At 67.6% G+C, this 14,159-nt stretch carries 11 protein-coding genes; 7 read left to right on the plus strand and 4 right to left on the minus strand.

The genetic code is table 11. The features are described 5' to 3' along the window. Positions 1-745 precede the first annotated feature (745 nt). Entirely contained in the window at positions 746-1,699 is a 954-nt protein-coding gene (locus ACFYS8_RS11825; protein ID WP_387639275.1) for a DUF4365 domain-containing protein, read from the plus strand. A gap of 424 nt (positions 1,700-2,123) precedes the next feature. Here ACFYS8_RS11825 and ACFYS8_RS11830 read toward each other — a convergent pair whose 3' ends face one another. Next, positions 2,124-4,265, minus strand: coding sequence for a hypothetical protein (locus tag ACFYS8_RS11830; protein WP_387639278.1), 2,142 nt, complete (start codon positions 4,263-4,265; stop codon positions 2,124-2,126). 192 nt (positions 4,266-4,457) lie between these two features. Here ACFYS8_RS11830 and ACFYS8_RS11835 point away from each other — a divergent pair, with 192 nt between their 5' ends. Both ACFYS8_RS11835 and ACFYS8_RS11840 read left to right on the plus strand, forming a co-directional pair. Next, the gene (locus tag ACFYS8_RS11835) at positions 4,458-5,129 is read left to right on the plus strand and encodes a DUF6009 family protein (RefSeq protein ID WP_387639280.1); all 672 of its coding nucleotides are present in this window, start codon (positions 4,458-4,460) and stop codon (positions 5,127-5,129) included. Between the two features lie 185 nt (positions 5,130-5,314). Next, on the plus strand, positions 5,315-6,064 hold the full coding sequence (locus ACFYS8_RS11840; RefSeq protein ID WP_387639283.1) for a transposase family protein: 750 nt from the start codon (positions 5,315-5,317) through the stop codon (positions 6,062-6,064). 117 nt (positions 6,065-6,181) lie between these two features. Here the strand turns inward: ACFYS8_RS11840 and ACFYS8_RS11845 are convergent, their stop codons facing one another. The 3 genes from ACFYS8_RS11845 to ACFYS8_RS11855 form a co-directional block, all read right to left on the minus strand. After that, positions 6,182-7,627 carry an AIPR family protein gene (locus tag ACFYS8_RS11845; protein ID WP_387639285.1) on the minus strand — a complete coding sequence of 482 codons (1,446 nt, stop codon included), beginning with the start codon at positions 7,625-7,627 and terminating at the stop codon, positions 6,182-6,184. Between the two features lie 474 nt (positions 7,628-8,101). Continuing rightward, on the minus strand, positions 8,102-9,322 hold the full coding sequence (locus tag ACFYS8_RS11850; protein ID WP_387639288.1) for a sensor histidine kinase: 1,221 nt from the start codon (positions 9,320-9,322) through the stop codon (positions 8,102-8,104). Next, positions 9,319-9,969, minus strand: coding sequence for a response regulator transcription factor (locus ACFYS8_RS11855; RefSeq protein WP_387639291.1), 651 nt, complete (start codon positions 9,967-9,969; stop codon positions 9,319-9,321). Before ACFYS8_RS11855 ends, ACFYS8_RS11850 begins: the two co-directional genes overlap by 4 nt. A gap of 230 nt (positions 9,970-10,199) precedes the next feature. On the opposite strand from ACFYS8_RS11855, the gene ACFYS8_RS11860 reads away from it, so the two are divergent. The 4 genes from ACFYS8_RS11860 (at position 10,200) to ACFYS8_RS11875 (ending at position 13,913) form a co-directional block, all read left to right on the plus strand. Next, positions 10,200-10,754, plus strand: a complete 555-nt coding sequence (locus ACFYS8_RS11860) for a hypothetical protein (protein WP_387639294.1) — start codon at positions 10,200-10,202, stop codon at positions 10,752-10,754. Between the two features lie 122 nt (positions 10,755-10,876). Continuing rightward, positions 10,877-11,953 carry a peptidoglycan-binding protein gene (locus ACFYS8_RS11865; protein ID WP_387639297.1) on the plus strand — a complete coding sequence of 359 codons (1,077 nt, stop codon included), beginning with the start codon at positions 10,877-10,879 and terminating at the stop codon, positions 11,951-11,953. After that, a complete protein-coding gene (locus tag ACFYS8_RS11870) occupies positions 11,950-12,699 on the plus strand; it encodes an ABC transporter ATP-binding protein (RefSeq protein ID WP_387639300.1) in 750 nt (249 codons plus the stop codon). Before ACFYS8_RS11865 ends, ACFYS8_RS11870 begins: the two co-directional genes overlap by 4 nt. After that, on the plus strand, positions 12,696-13,913 hold the full coding sequence (locus tag ACFYS8_RS11875; RefSeq protein ID WP_387639303.1) for an ABC transporter permease: 1,218 nt from the start codon (positions 12,696-12,698) through the stop codon (positions 13,911-13,913). The genes ACFYS8_RS11870 and ACFYS8_RS11875 overlap by 4 nt, the downstream gene beginning before the upstream one ends. The last annotated feature ends 246 nt before the right edge of the window (positions 13,914-14,159 follow it).

Raw genomic sequence — 14,159 nt, forward strand, 5'->3', positions numbered from 1 at the left:
AACCACACTCCTGTGGGCGCCACAGCCACGCACCCAGACTTCCTGCCCCACAGTTGCCGCGTCACAGGAAGACACCCACTCGCGTTGGGAGATCCCCACCGCCCTGCAACAGCCCCTGCCCCGCTGTTGCCACGTCTGTCACACGCAACCACACTCCTGTGGGCGCCACAGCCACGCACCCAGACTTCCTGCCCCACAGTTGCCGCGTCACAGGAAGACACCCACTCGCGTTGGGAGATCCCAAAAGGGCCGCCGCATCAAGAGGCCGGCTCTTCCCCGTCTCAGTTCTCGTCTCATTCACCCCCGTTCAGCTGGGTCCATCGCGGCTCCAGCAAGCACTCCCCATCCCAGGCCGACAGCCACCTAAACTTCACTGAACAGTCAGCCGGAGAATTGGAAAGCGTGTTGGGGGCAACCCCTCACGAGTTCGAATCTCGTATCCTCCGCCTTCGCCCACCAGGGCAGATGAAGGGCCCGGACCGCTCAGCGGTCCGGGCCTTCGTCGTCTCTGGTCTCAGTTGGAGTCTGGGGCGCTGCCACCACTCAGCGACCTCAGGACACTGGGCCGGGAAGGGTCAGGGCTTCACACTGACCAGCCGACCATGGTCAGCGAGCAGGTCCAGCCAAACCAGCCCAAATAGCAGACCACTGCTGGAGCGCCGGAGGGCGCGAGCTTTCCGGTCCTGTCGGTCCGACCGCCTACGCTTGGTGCCCTTGTACATCGCCGCGCTCCGGAGCACGTCGGATGGGGATGCTCTGGCACAATGTTCATTCCACCCACCTGGTCGACCGGTCCGGTGTATCCCGAGCCGCCTACCTGGTGTCCACGCAACTGGGCTGGCTCTTCCGGGCGCAGGAGACGAGCGACATCGGGGTCGACGCGCACCTTGAGGTGGTGGACAACGCAACCTTGAACCCCGGCAACGTCGGCCTTGGGACCGGTCGACTCCTTGCCGTTCAGCTCAAGTCGGGGGCCAGCCAGTTCACTTCTCCTGGGGAGGGCGGCTGGTGGTACTACTGCGACACGCGCCACGTCGTGTACTGGCACAAACACTCGCTCCCAGTCGTCATCATGCTGTTCAATCCCGTCACTGAGCAGATTTTTTGGCAGCACGTCAATGGCGAGACACTCGAACTCGCCGGCCAGAACTATAAGATCTTCGTCCCTAAGACCCAGCAGCTGAACGCATCCTGCGCCGAGGCACTCAGCGAACCCGCACGACGCCACACCGAAGCGAGCGACTCCCCGACGAATCCGGATCGGCCGGAGGGGGCCCGAAGGAAGTCCATCCGGCTCGCGGATTACGAACTGGCGGGCTCCATCGATCTACTCTCGGCAGGCACCGGGGAAGGCGTCGCCGGGGCGAGGCCGCGCGACTTCCGGGCGGCATTCGCGAACCGGCTCCGCTCCCTGCGTCGCCTTGCCGGTTCGCCGAGTGTGGAGTTCCTCTCGGCCAGAACCGGGTACGAGGAGGACAAGATCGCCGGCTACCTGGAAGGGAGCGCTCTTCCCGGGCGCGGCCGAATGGTCGCGATCGTCACTACCCTCATTGAGTACGCCCGCAGCCGGGGCGTCGAAGTGCCCGACCACTTCCAGGACCTCCAGGCCTGGGGACGGATGCAGCGGGTCGCGAGAAAGCCGGGAATGCAGAAGATCGTGAAGAACAAGGCAATCGCAGGATCTATCAAGAACAGCTAGTACTTCCAGAAGCGGTTCGCCACTTGAGGCTGATCAGGGCCACTTTATGCAGCGTCGCATCCTGATAGCACTGCGTACCCAGCGAGAGCCGGATCTTCCGCTGGAAGGTAGTGTCGAGAACGAACGCCACCTCCTCACAGGTACGCAGGTCCGGAAGAGCCACCAACTCATCTGGTCTGCCCCACCACCGATGGGGCAGACCACCAGCAGCACGTATCAGCCCTTGCTCACCGGCCGCAGTGACCACCCACACCGCGGCGATACGTCTGACTTGTGCAATTGCCCAGCGGCCACTGTTTCCCCTACGCCCGCCAGACCGGATCGGCCTTCCTCAACCCGCCCGTCACCGCCGCCCAGGCGATGACACCTCTGGTCTGCCGTTGGCTACCCCGTCCACGCCGACATCGATGGCGATGTGTCGGCGCTACCAGCAAGCGCCGAACTCGTAGTGCTCCACCCCGGCATACACGGTTACCGTGCCGTCGTCGCGTTCTTCGCCCCATGGGCGATTTGGTAGCGCGATGTCGAAAGAGCTCCCACCGCAGCCCTCACAGCAGTCAAAGTGGTCCTGCCAGGCTGTCACATCTACGTCGGTGCGGGGGTTTCGCATCACGTGGATATCGTGACCACTGCACTCATCGTTCGGACATGGTTCGCCATGTCCGCAGTCTGCGGTGCCGCACGGACAAGGACCTTCGCAATCCGCCGGCTCCCAATCCTGGGCGGCCATCGCGCGTTCTCGGAGTGTCTCATGATTTGAGGTCAGGACTGTTAGGGCTGCCACGACGTCACGCCGGGAATGTCCAGTTGCTGCTTGGACGGCATCGGTGAGCGCTACCACATCCGTCAGGTCAGGATTAATGCCCACTAGCCACACGGTCGGCGGGTCCGAGATATTGTCTCCGTTGCGGTAAAGCCGCGCGAAGAATGAACGAGTGCCTGTGTCATATCCCCAATCGCTGCCCTTGTCCCATCCGGGGAGCGGGAGAGGGAGGCTGAAATCGTCGACGATCCGTTGTCCTGGCTGGACATAAAGCGCCGTCATGCGATGCCAATCGCAATGCGCCAGGTCACCGCAGACGACAGTCGCGCACTCGTCATTCAGGGCCGGATTCCCTCGACAACGCCGCCTGGTCCGGTGATCCCGGCAATACGTCTCCGTGGCCGGGATCAGTTGATCGCACTGCCTTTCCCCCATGCCTCCTGGCGCCATGCAGCGCTGCCGATGCGCAGCTACTGGATGACGATTTACTGAAACGCCTTCTACTCTCTGCTGCTCGATCTCGCGGTGAATACGGGCAACAGTCTCGTTGCGAGCCATTCCCTCCTTCCTGTAGACCGTTCCTCTCGTCGTCAGCAGGTCCGTGAAGGCAGTTGGCGTAAGTTGCGGCTCAAGCATCAGCCGCAGATCCTCATCGCCAAGCACATGCTCCGCCGATTCACCCGACCTCTGGACAGTACGAAGACGCTGGCTGGTAACTAGCTCAAGCCAGAGGTCCAGCATCAGCTCGCAATCGTCAGAAACAGGCTGGAAAAACCAGTCCTTCTCCGCGTCATTGACTGTCCGGATACCACGATGAGCCTCAGTTCGGGGCTCTTTCTTCGCCCGATCGCGCAGCCTCTGCGCCCGAGCCAATTCGGTGAGACCAAGATTGGCCGCACGGGGAAATCCGCCGGTAACTACATGCCTAGCGGCGTACAGCGTGTCAACCGTCTTTGCAACCAGCTGGCCGACGTCGACCCGGTCGGAATAGGTGCGCAGGCATCGATAGTCTCCGTCGAAGAGGTTATGCCCGATGATCAGGTCTACTTCATCAGCCGCGGAATTGAGACCTGACAAGTTCCAGTCTCGAAACGTGTAAAACGCAACCTGCCGCCAGATCTCCCGCCCCGGCATGTCAGCAGCTTCCTGCCGCTCCACTACCAAAAATCCTACGACATCGACGTCCCAGCGTTCAGGAAGTTTCTGACCCGCTACCCGCGCATAGTCCACGTCAAGTACGCCAACCTTGCGAGGCCCTCCTGGGGGCAGCTGCTTTACCGGGGGCGTGCTATAGCCGGGCGCGAAACCTCCGTAGCGGTTTACGTCCACGATGCTCGGGTCCGGCGCCACGATGGGAGTCCAAGTCTCAATGACTTCCGCGCTCGCGTACTCGGAGTCCGCCTTTCCGTGCGTGCACACCGAATGTGCCACGCAATAGGCAAATCCTCTTCGACGCAGATCCAAACCCCCCGGATCGCCGGATAGTTGACTCTCAGAGAACACCCAGATGTAGATCGGAACTGCCTGGTCAGATCGCAGGTACCACCCCGCCTGGAGCGGCGCACGGGGAGAATCGACCTGCGGAGAGAAATCAGAGGAATACCCGTCGGGAGCTTGCGCCGTGAACTTCAGAATCGGCTGACCGGCTTCCAACGCAGCGTCGAGCAGCGCTTGGAAGCCCCAACCGCGCGAGGGCACACGCGGGCCCCCGAGCGTGATCGCCGAGGGTCGCTGCTCGTACGGGGGAACCACGCCTGTGCGCCGAGCGCGCGATTGAGGCGTCTTCTTCCGCTTCTTCGGCATACAGCGGACGCTAGCTGACCGCTCTGACAGCCTGGGGCGGCATGGCCGAAGAGTCGCCTGCCCCTGCCTCGTTGGCTCTCTCGCCGAACCCGTTCCGAGCACAGTGAGTTGGGAGCAAGACAGGCAGTCCGGACGGTTCACGCCCGCAGACTGAGGGCAGGCTCTGCCACGGTCCACTCGGAAGGAGAGTGCGTGAACAGGGACCCAGATCTCATCCGTCACGAGGACGGCATTGTCTGGACCGAGAGCATCGGCAACTTCGACTACGTGCGCGAATATCTAGAGGTAGCGGCTGGCACCCGTCGCGGCCCTGTCCGTTGGAACGGGCCTGGCCGACGGGTGGGGTACTCGGTGCTCAAGCCGGACACTCCGGCAGGCGAAGCGCCTTTTCGGTTCGCCCGTCGCGTCTTCTGGATCAAGGAGCATGACCGCTCAGAGCAACCAGATGGCGTGTACAAGGACTGCGCCCCATCCGAAGGCGTAGATCCCCGCACCGTCGCTGCCGGAGTGTGGGGTGAACTCACCGAGCGCGCTTGGGGAGGACCGCTGCCAACCGCCAGCACGCGATCGGCCGCCACCTCCAAGTCCGGACCTCAACAGAACGTGATCAAGGTCGGCGAGTCACTGACGAGCGGTACTGCGTCCATCGGGGTGGCGCCCACCAAGCGAGGTCTCGTCGACATCTACATCGACTGCGCAAGCGGGAGCCAGCTCGGCGACGGCAGCCATGTGATCTCGGAGCTACTCCCGCCCGACCAAGCACGCGAGCTCCTCGTCACGATCATCAAAACGACCCCCTGGCTCCAGGAAGCCCTTGCACTCTCAGTGGTGGACGGATGGCTCGCGGGCGACTTCCCGAAGTAGGCCCCTCGGCCGCCATGGGCTGTCCCAGCCGGTCGTCTGGTCTCAGTTTTGGTCTCATTGAGCCTTTTCAGGGCGGCCACCGATCGGGTGACGGCCGGGTACTCGGGACGGGGGCAGAACGAACGAGGCTCCCGGGCGGTTGAGCGAGATGTCTCACGTCTCAAGCAACCAGCCAGGAAGCCTCGTTGGTCACCTATCCTGCCGCACTGGACCTGCCGCACGCGCTCGTCGAGTGGGTCACCATGCTCATCGTCACCCGCGAGGGTGACCGCCGCTGCAAACTCCCTCCGTCCCAACGGGCCCTGGTCGCGTTGGTGTACCTGCGCAAGCACGACACCCTCGCCCAGATCGCGGCCGGCTTCCGGATCAGCGTCGGCACCGCCCACGCCTACGTCCACCAGGTCACCGACATCCTCGCCCGTCGTGCTCCCGGCCGCACACAGGCACTGCGCGAAGCCGACGTTGAGTACCTCCTGGTCGACGGCACCCTCGCCGAGTGCGACCGCGTCGGCGACGGCCGCGCCGACTACTCCGGCAAGCACCGCCGCCACGGCGTCAACCACCAGGTCATCACCGGCCCGACGGGCAAACTCGTGTGGATCTCCCGCGCCCTGCCCGGCCGCACCCACGACCTCACCGCAGCCCGCACCCACCGCATCGTGAAGACCTGCGTCCGACTCCGCATCCCGGCCCTGGCCGACATGGCGTACACCGGCGCCGGCGGCACCTTCGCCGTGCCGACCAGACGCCCCGCCCGCAAGGAACTCAGCCCCGGGCAGCGGTCGTTGAACCGAGCCCACGCCCGGCTCCGCCACCCCGTCGAACGCGGCGTCGCCACGCTCAAGCGCTGGAGAATCTTCCGCCGCGCCCGCTGCAGCCCGAACTGGCTGACGTCAGCAGCCAAGGCCGTCCTCACCCTTGAGCTTCAACGCTGAAAAGGCTCATTCACCCCCGTCCGGCCAGGTTCGGCCGCCGCCCAGCAGTTCACTCCGCTGCAGCTTCTACTTTCCTGGCCCCAGGGCGTCCGGCCGGGTCAGCCAGGGGCTGACTGGTCAGAAGAGCTTCGACGGAGCCAAGATGACCGAGACCAGGTGCTTCGTGAAGGGTTGCCGCTTCGTGGCGTCCGACTTCGAGATGCGGGAGCCCTGGGTGTACTTGTCCAGCTCTTCCTTGACGGTGGTCGAAGCGTCCTCCAGTTCGTTGTCGCTGAAGGTGCGGTGGGCCTCAGCCATCTTCGCGATATCCCCCCAGTGGGAGGGGTCCTTGTCCAGGACTTTCATTACCAGTGCGAAAGCCACGAAGGGGGCGAGGTGCCTCCGCTCCGAGTACCGGGTCTGCGACCGTGATGACTGGAGATACTCGTCCACCTGCCGCAGGACACTCGCCGCCCAGTAGAAGATGTTCGGGCCGGCCTTCGGGTCGAATGCCTGCCGGTAGCGGGCATCTTCGGCGAGGAGCGAGTTGGGCTTCCCACGGGCGACTTCCGGGCGGCCGTAGGCGATGGCGTACATGGCCTGGCCCAGGTACGGGATGCTGATGATCTTTGCTGGATCCTTCCCCAGGTTCCGGTAGTAGCCCTTGCGCCGGTCGTAGAACAGGCCCTTGGCCCCGAAATAGGCCTCAATCCTGCGCTGGATTTCGTCCGTCGCACGCAGCGACGCATCCGGCACTGGGGTCTGGCGATTGGTGGCACGGATGATCTTGTCCCGGACGGCGTCGTCACTCGCCTTGATCACGCGCACGAGGATCTTGCGGTCGTCAAGCTCCAGGGCGGCCTTGCCGGCTGCCCCGGCCTCCTTAATCCAGTTGTGGAGCGTGTGTGAGGTCTGCAAGCCGTTCACGATCTGAATGTTCTTCAGGGCAAACGTCTTGCCGACGCTGTGGGCCTCGTCGCACACAATCGTCACACCGTTGTTGAGCCACCAGAAGTCCGGACCGGCGGAGTCCCGCAGGGAAGCGAGGATCTCCTTGTTGACGGCGACCTGGCACTGGTAGTCCCGGACGTTGGCGTCGAACAGGTGGCGCCTAAGTCCCAAGCCCTCGTCGGAGATCAGCTTGATGAAACTCGACAGTCGTGCGAGTGCCACGTACGACTCCCCGCTGGTGAGCACCTCATCGCACTCGAGCGTCAGCGTCTCGGCTTCGCGCGTATCGTACATCCGCCAGAGTTCTTCGGCGCCCAGCATCGTCACGTTCACATCTGCCGAGGGCAGCTTGTGGAAGATCTCCTCGCGCAGTCGGTCGGCCCGACTGGAGACGTTGGCATTGATCTCGGTCGACAGGCCTCGGGTGCCGACGATCACATTGACCTGCACCTTCGGTCGCTTGGCCAGGAGATGCTTGTAGGCCGATCTGAAAACAAACAGCTTCTCCCGCACCTGTTCGTTCAGTTCGTCCGACAGTGAATCAAGGTCAGCACCCAGGTCGAGGGCCGAAGGCAGCACCGACTGGAGGGCCGAGATGGTGGTCTGGGCAAAACTCTTCGGAGAAGCAGCCAAGACAGGAAGACCTCCCAGGCGTCACTATCCGCCATGTGGCTGGCGTTTTGCTCCTTCCACTGCTCGTAGACGGTCGTGATCAACGTTTGCGCACCAGACATGAGGCGTCCTTGACTGCAGGGGCTGGTTGCTATCAGCATGAAGATCGTTGCATGGTGTTATGCCCCTGAGCCACTGACTTAGAGGAACTAGCTAAGCCCTGGTCTCAGTTTTGGTCTCATTCACCCCCGTCTAGCTGGGTTCAGCCGCCACCCAGCCAGAGGCTCCGCCGCAGGCCAGCACGCCTGTGAACCCCACCGAACATAGATCGAGAGAATTGGAAAGCGTGTTGGGGGCAACCCCTCACGAGTTCGAATCTCGTATCCTCCGCCTTCGCCCGCCAGGGCAAACGAAGGGCCCGACCGCACTGCGGTCGGGCCCTTCGTCGTCTCGCGGCCGCAGTTTCCATTGGCGCGAGGTCCGGATCGGGCGCCGTCAGTGACCGGCGGCGACGCGTCGTGTTCCTTGCTCGGCGTCCTCTCGCGCGGTGGGCAGCAGGACTCGCGTGGTGAGTCCGCCTGCGGGGTTGGGCGTGATGGTGAGTGTTCCCTGGTGTGTGGCGACGACGGCCCGGATGACGGACAGGCCGAGTCCTGCGCCGGGGGCACTGCCGCGGCCACGGCGGAACGGCTCCAGGAGGGAGGGGATGTCCGCCTCGTCGATCCGGGGCCCGCTGTTGGCGACCTCGATGTGCGAGCGTCCCGAATCCTGTCCGGTCGTGAGACGGACCGTGCCGCCGGGGTGGTTGTGGCGTACGGCGTTGGCGACCAGGTTGTGGACGAGCTGGGTCAGCAGGGACGGGTCGCCCGTGACCGGTGCGGGGCCGAGCCGTGTTTCCACGGTGATGGCGGCGTTCTCGGCTTCCGCGCGGGTGTCGGCGATGGCGGTGCGCGCGAGGTCGGTCAGGTCGGCGGGTCGGGGGGCGAGGATTCCACTTTCGCCGCGGGCGAGCGCGAGCAGGGAACCGATGAGGTTCTCGCTGCGGTGGACGGCGGCCAGGGCGCGGTGGACCGCGGGGCGGAGGTTGTCGGGTACGAGTCCCTGGGCGAGGGGGATCTCCAGGGCGGTGCGTTGCAGGGTGAGCGGTGTGCGCAGTTCGTGGGAGGCCTGCGCGGTGAACCGCCGCTGCTCGGCGAACGACTTCTCCAGCCGGTCGAGCATCGCGTCGAAGGTGTCGGCGAGCTCCCTGACCTCGTCGTCGGGGCCGACGAGTGCGAGCCGGTCGTGGAGGTTGGTGTCGTTGATGCGCCGGGCCGCGGTGGTGACGGCGCCGATCCTGGAGAGCGAGCGCCGCGCAACCCACCAGCCGGCGAGCAGGGCCAGTGCGAGGACGGCGAGCAGGGTGAAGGCGGACCGTGTCAGGAGGTCGTGCAGGACCGCGTCACGGAACTCGTCGAACTGGAGGGCCGGCGAGGCCGGCAATGCTCCGGAGAGGGAGCCGCTCGGCGCCGGGACGGTCGGCGCCGTCGCGACGGGTGCGAGTTCCGCGGTGACGCTCGGGGCGACCACCGTGGCGCTGTGGTCAGCCAGGGCCTCGCGCACCAGGAACCAGTTGATCGCGAGCAGGGCGGCGCCGCCGGTGGCGAGGACGGCGGTGTTGAGGAGCGCGAGGCGGGTGCGGATGGTCGGGCCGCGCCCGTGGCGGAGCGGGCTCACAGGCGGTATCCGAAGCCGGCCGCCGTTTCGATGAGCGGCGGTTCGCCGAGCTTGCGCCGCAGCTGGTGCACGGTGACCTTGACCGCGCTGCCGGATTCGGGCGGCGTCTCCCAGACGGTGTCGCGCAGCTCGGCGGCGGTGAGGAAACCGCCGTCGGCGGCGAGCAGTGATTCCAGGACGCCGAGTTCCTTGGGCGTGAGGCGGAGCAGGCGGCCGTCCCGTTCGGCGAGGCGGCGGACGGTGTCGACCCGTACGCCGCGCCGCTCCAGCACCGTTGGGGTGCCCGCAGGACCGCGTCGGGCCAGTGCGCGCAGCCGGGCGAGGAGCTCGATGTAGGAGAACGGCTTGGACAGGTAGTCGTCGGCGCCCTGAGCGAGGCCGTCGACGAGGTCGGAGAGGGTGCCCGCGGCGGTGAGCATCAGGATCCGCGCCGGGTAGCCGGACCTGTTGAGGGTGCGGCACACCGCGTCACCGCTCATGCCCGGCAGGTCACGGTCCAGGACCAGGACGTCGTACGCGCCGGCGGCGGTCAGCTCCAGGGCGCGCACCCCGTCGTGGGCGGTGTCCGTGGCGATGCCCTCGGCGCGCAGCCCGTCGGCGATCATCTCGGCGAGGGCCACCTCGTCCTCGACTACCAGCACCCGCATTCCCTGCTCCGTTCCGGCCTCCTCGGCCGCGTGGCGACGCGGTCGGGGGCCGATCTGTCCGTGGCGGCGGAGATCCGCGTTCCCAGCCGCGGCTCCGCCGTAGTCCAGTGTCTCCGAGCCGGGTTAGGTGCGGGTTGGCGTCGGCTGACCTGCGCACAACCGCCGTCCGCGTACCTCTTGTAGCTGTGTGCCGGCCCGGCACGCAGATGAGTTGACGCGTGGAGGCAGGGATGACCCGTTCGGCTGTGCGGTTGGCGGCGGTGGCGATGGCCATCGGCGGTGCGGTCGCGATGACCGCGTGCTCGTCGGACAAGGGCGGTGCTCCGAACGCCGCCGGGGCGGGTGGCGGGGGCAGCAGGCCGCAGGACGACGGCGCGATCAGGCAGGCGTGGGTGCAGTGCATGCACGAGGCGGGACAGACCAGCGTGCAGCTCACCAAGGAGGGGCAGGTCTCCGTGCCCGCCGCGGGAGCCGACGGCGGACAGTCCGCGGGCGCCGAGGAGCTCCAGCGGGCGATGACCGCCTGCGACGCCAAGGTCCCCGGCATGCAGCAGCTCAAGAACAAGGCCGTCCAGGGCATGGTCGAGGAGGCCCGCGGGCTGGCGGTCTGCCTGCGCAAGAACGGGCTGACGGCCGCACAGGTCCCCGACCCCGACCCGAAGTACGGCGGCAACCTGGCGATCTCGCCGGACATCGACTCCGCCCTGTTCCAGAAGGCCTTCGCGATCTGCGGCAAGGACCATCCCGGCGTCGGCGTGACCAGCCTCGGCCTGGACGGGAAGTGACCATGGCCGAGCACGAGTCCGCCTCCCCGCCTCCCGCAGACCCCGACACGACCGACCTCCGGCCTTCGGGACGGAGCCGCCGCAAAGGCCGGGCGCCCCGCCGCACGGCCGTCGTTCTCCTGGTGACCGCCGCGCTCGCCGCCGCAGCCGTGGTCGCCGTCCGCCAGCCGTGGCGCACCGACGACGCGGCCGCGGCACCGGCCGGCGGAAAGCCCAGCACCGTCGGCGTACAGCGGACGTCCCTGTCGTCGGGGGTGAACCTGAGCGGCCGGATCGGCTACGGCGCCGCCACCGAGCTGGGCGCCCAAGGCCAGGGCACGTTCACGAAACTCCCCGCGGCCGACGACGAGATCACGGCCGGCGGCACGGTCTACGAACTCGACGGCAAGCCCGTCGTGCTGTTCACCGGGACCCGTCCGTTCTGGCGCGAACTCGCCGGCGGCATGACCGACGGCGCCGACGTCCGGCAGCTCGAACAGAACCTGGTCGACCTCGGCTACGCCAAGGGGCTGGACCTCAGGGTGGACGACAAATTCACCGACGCGACCGCGGTCGCGGTCAAGCGCTGGCAGAAGGCACTGAAGCTGGAGGAGACCGGCAAGGTCGAACTCGGCCGCATCGCTGTCCTGCCGGACAGGACCGTGCGCGTCCAGGAGGTCGTTGCCAAGCTCGGCGGAGCCGCCGGCGGCTCCGGCGGCACGGTCGTCAAGGTCACCAGCACCGAGCTCGTCGCCACGGTCCAGCCCGAGGACGACCAGCTCCCGCAGTTCGCGCCCGGCAGCACCGTCGAGGTCGCGCTCGCAGGCGGCGGCAAGGTCCAGGGCAAGGTCCGCACCATCGCCCGCGCGCACTCCGGCACCGACGGCCCGGGCACCGGCGCCGGCGGTGGCGGTGGCGGCGGTGGGAAGGACAAGGCGACGGTGACGATCGCCCTCGCCGACCAGGCCGCCGCACGCAAGACGCTCGACAGTGCCCAACCGGCGGTGACGGTCACCGTGACCGACCACAGGGCGGACGACGTCCTCGTCGTCCCGGTCACGGCCCTGCTCGCCCTCGCCGAAGGCGGCTACGGCGTCCAGATCGTCCGCGACGGCGCCGCCCCCGTACTCGTCCCGGTCAAGCCGGGACTGATCGCGAACGCCCGCGCCGAAGTGTCCGGAGACCTTCGCGAAGGCGACCAGGTGGTGGTGCCCTCGTGACCGCCGAGCACACCCGGGAACCGGTGCTGCGGCTGGAGAACGTCGTCAAGGAGTACGACGGCACCCCGCCCCTGCGCATCCTCCACGGCATCGACCTGACCATCGAACACGGCGAACTCGTCGCCGTCGTCGGGCCGTCCGGCTCGGGAAAGTCCACCCTGCTCGCCCTGATCGGCACCCTCGACCGGCCCACCTCCGGGACCGTGGCCGTGGACGGGCACGACCTCGCCGCGCTGCGCCCCCGCCAGGTCGCCGCGCTGCGGGCCCGCCGCATCGGCTTCGTCTTCCAGCAGTTCTTCCTCCTCCCGGGCCTGACCTGCGTGGAGAACGTCGCGACCGGACTGCTGTACACCGGCGAGAACGCGAAGGCCCGCAGGGCCCGCGCCGTGGAGGTGCTGCGTCAGGTCGGGCTCGGCCACCGCCTCGACCACCACCCCGACCAGCTGTCCGGAGGCGAGAAGCAGCGGGTGGCGATCGCCCGTGCCCTGGCCGGCCGCCCGGCCCTGCTGCTGGCCGACGAACCCACCGGCGCCCTCGACACCGCATCGGGCGCCGGCGTCGTCGACCTGCTCCGCGAGCTCAACCGCGACGGCACCACCGTCGTGGTCATCACCCACGACCGAGAGCTCGCCGCCTCCTTCCCCCGCCGCATCGGCATCCAGGACGGACACATCGCCTTCGACGAACGGACCACGCCTGTCGAAGCCGCACCCGCGCCCACCACCACGGCGGGAGGCGACCTGTGAACCGCGCCCTCACCGGCCTCCGGCCCGCCCGGCTCCGCCCGCTCGACCTCCTGCGCGTGGGGCTGATCGGCCCCCGGACCCGCAAACTCCGCGCCGCGCTGTCGGCGCTCGGCATCGCCCTCGGCATCGCCGCCGTCGTCGCGGTCACCGGCATCTCCGCCTCGAACCAGCAGCACCTGCTCGACCGCCTCGACCGCCTCGGCAGCAATCTCATCACCGTTGGGCCGGGCACCGACGCCCGCCAGCAACCGGTGCCGCTGCCCAAGGAAGCCCCGACGATGCTCGGCAACATCGCCCCCGTCCAGCACGTCACCACCACCGGCGGCACCAAAGCCGCCGTCTACCGCAACGACCTCGTGCCGCCCGGGCAGACCAACAGCCTCACCGTCCTGTCCGCCCGCCTCGACCTCCTCGACGCACTGCGCGGGCGACTCCGCGCCGGACGCTGGCTCGACCAGGCCGCCGAACGCCTCCCCGTCACCGTCCTCGGCGACGCCGCCGCGAAACGCCTCGGCGTCACCTCCGCCGGCGAACGCGTCTGGATGACCGGCAAGGGCGTCGCCGGACAGTGGTACGAGGTCCTCGGCATCCTCCGGCCCAACGAACTCGTCCCCGAGATCGACGCCGCCGCCCTCGTCGGCGGCCCGCAGGCCGACGCCCACCTCGGCGGCGACGGCACCCCCGCGACCGTCTACCTGCGCGTCCACCCCGACCGCGTCGCCGCCGTACAAGCCGTCGCCGGTGCCACCGCCAACCCCGCCCAGCCCAGCACGGTCGCCGTCTCCCGGCCCTCCGACCTGCTCAAAGCACGCGCCGAGACCCAGGACACGCTCACCGGCCTGGTCCTCGCACTCGCCGGAGTCGCCCTGCTCGTCGGTGGCGTCGGCATCGCCAACACCATGGTCGTCGGAGTCATGGAACGCCGCGGCGAAGTCGGACTGCGCCGCGCCCTCGGCGCCCGCGAAGGCCAGATCGCCGCCCAGTTCCTCATCGAGGCCGTCCTCCTCGGGCTGCTTGGCGGCCTCGCCGGCGTCGCCATCGGAGCCGGCGCCGTCTACGGCTACGCCGCCGCCCAGGGCTGGCCCGCAGTCGTCCCCGTCGTCTGGGCCTCGGCCGGACCGGTCATGGCCGTCGCGGTCGGCACGATCGCGGGCCTCTACCCCGCACTCCGCGCCGCCCGCATGTCCCCGACCACCGCACTGCGGGCCGCCTGACGGCCGTCATCCTGGTTGCAGTTCTGGTTGCATTCACCCCCGTCCAGCGCCGTTCAGAGGTCAGCCGGCAGATCACTCCGCCACAGGTCAGGACGCCTGTGACCGTCCCCGGACGGTCGGACGAACATTTGGAAAGCGTGTTGGGGGCAACCCCTCACGAGTTCGAATCTCGTATCCTCCGCCTCCGCCCGCCAGGGCAAACGAAGGGCCCGACCGCACTGCGGTCGGGCCCTTCGTCGTGTCGTC

The sequence above is a fragment of the Kitasatospora sp. NPDC004615 genome (assembly GCF_042873545.1).
Lineage (GTDB): Bacteria > Actinomycetota > Actinomycetes > Streptomycetales > Streptomycetaceae > Kitasatospora.

Excerpts from the sequence above, each read along its gene's own strand:
- ACFYS8_RS11860 (WP_387639294.1), top strand. The coding sequence starts at position 10,200 with ATGACCCGTTCGGCTGTGCGGTTGGCGGCGGTGGCGATGGCCATCGGC.
- ACFYS8_RS11855 (WP_387639291.1), bottom strand. The coding sequence starts at position 9,969 with ATGCGGGTGCTGGTAGTCGAGGACGAGGTGGCCCTCGCCGAGATGATC.
- ACFYS8_RS11830 (WP_387639278.1), bottom strand. The coding sequence starts at position 4,265 with ATGCCGAAGAAGCGGAAGAAGACGCCTCAATCGCGCGCTCGGCGCACA.
- ACFYS8_RS11825 (WP_387639275.1), top strand. The coding sequence starts at position 746 with ATGGGGATGCTCTGGCACAATGTTCATTCCACCCACCTGGTCGACCGG.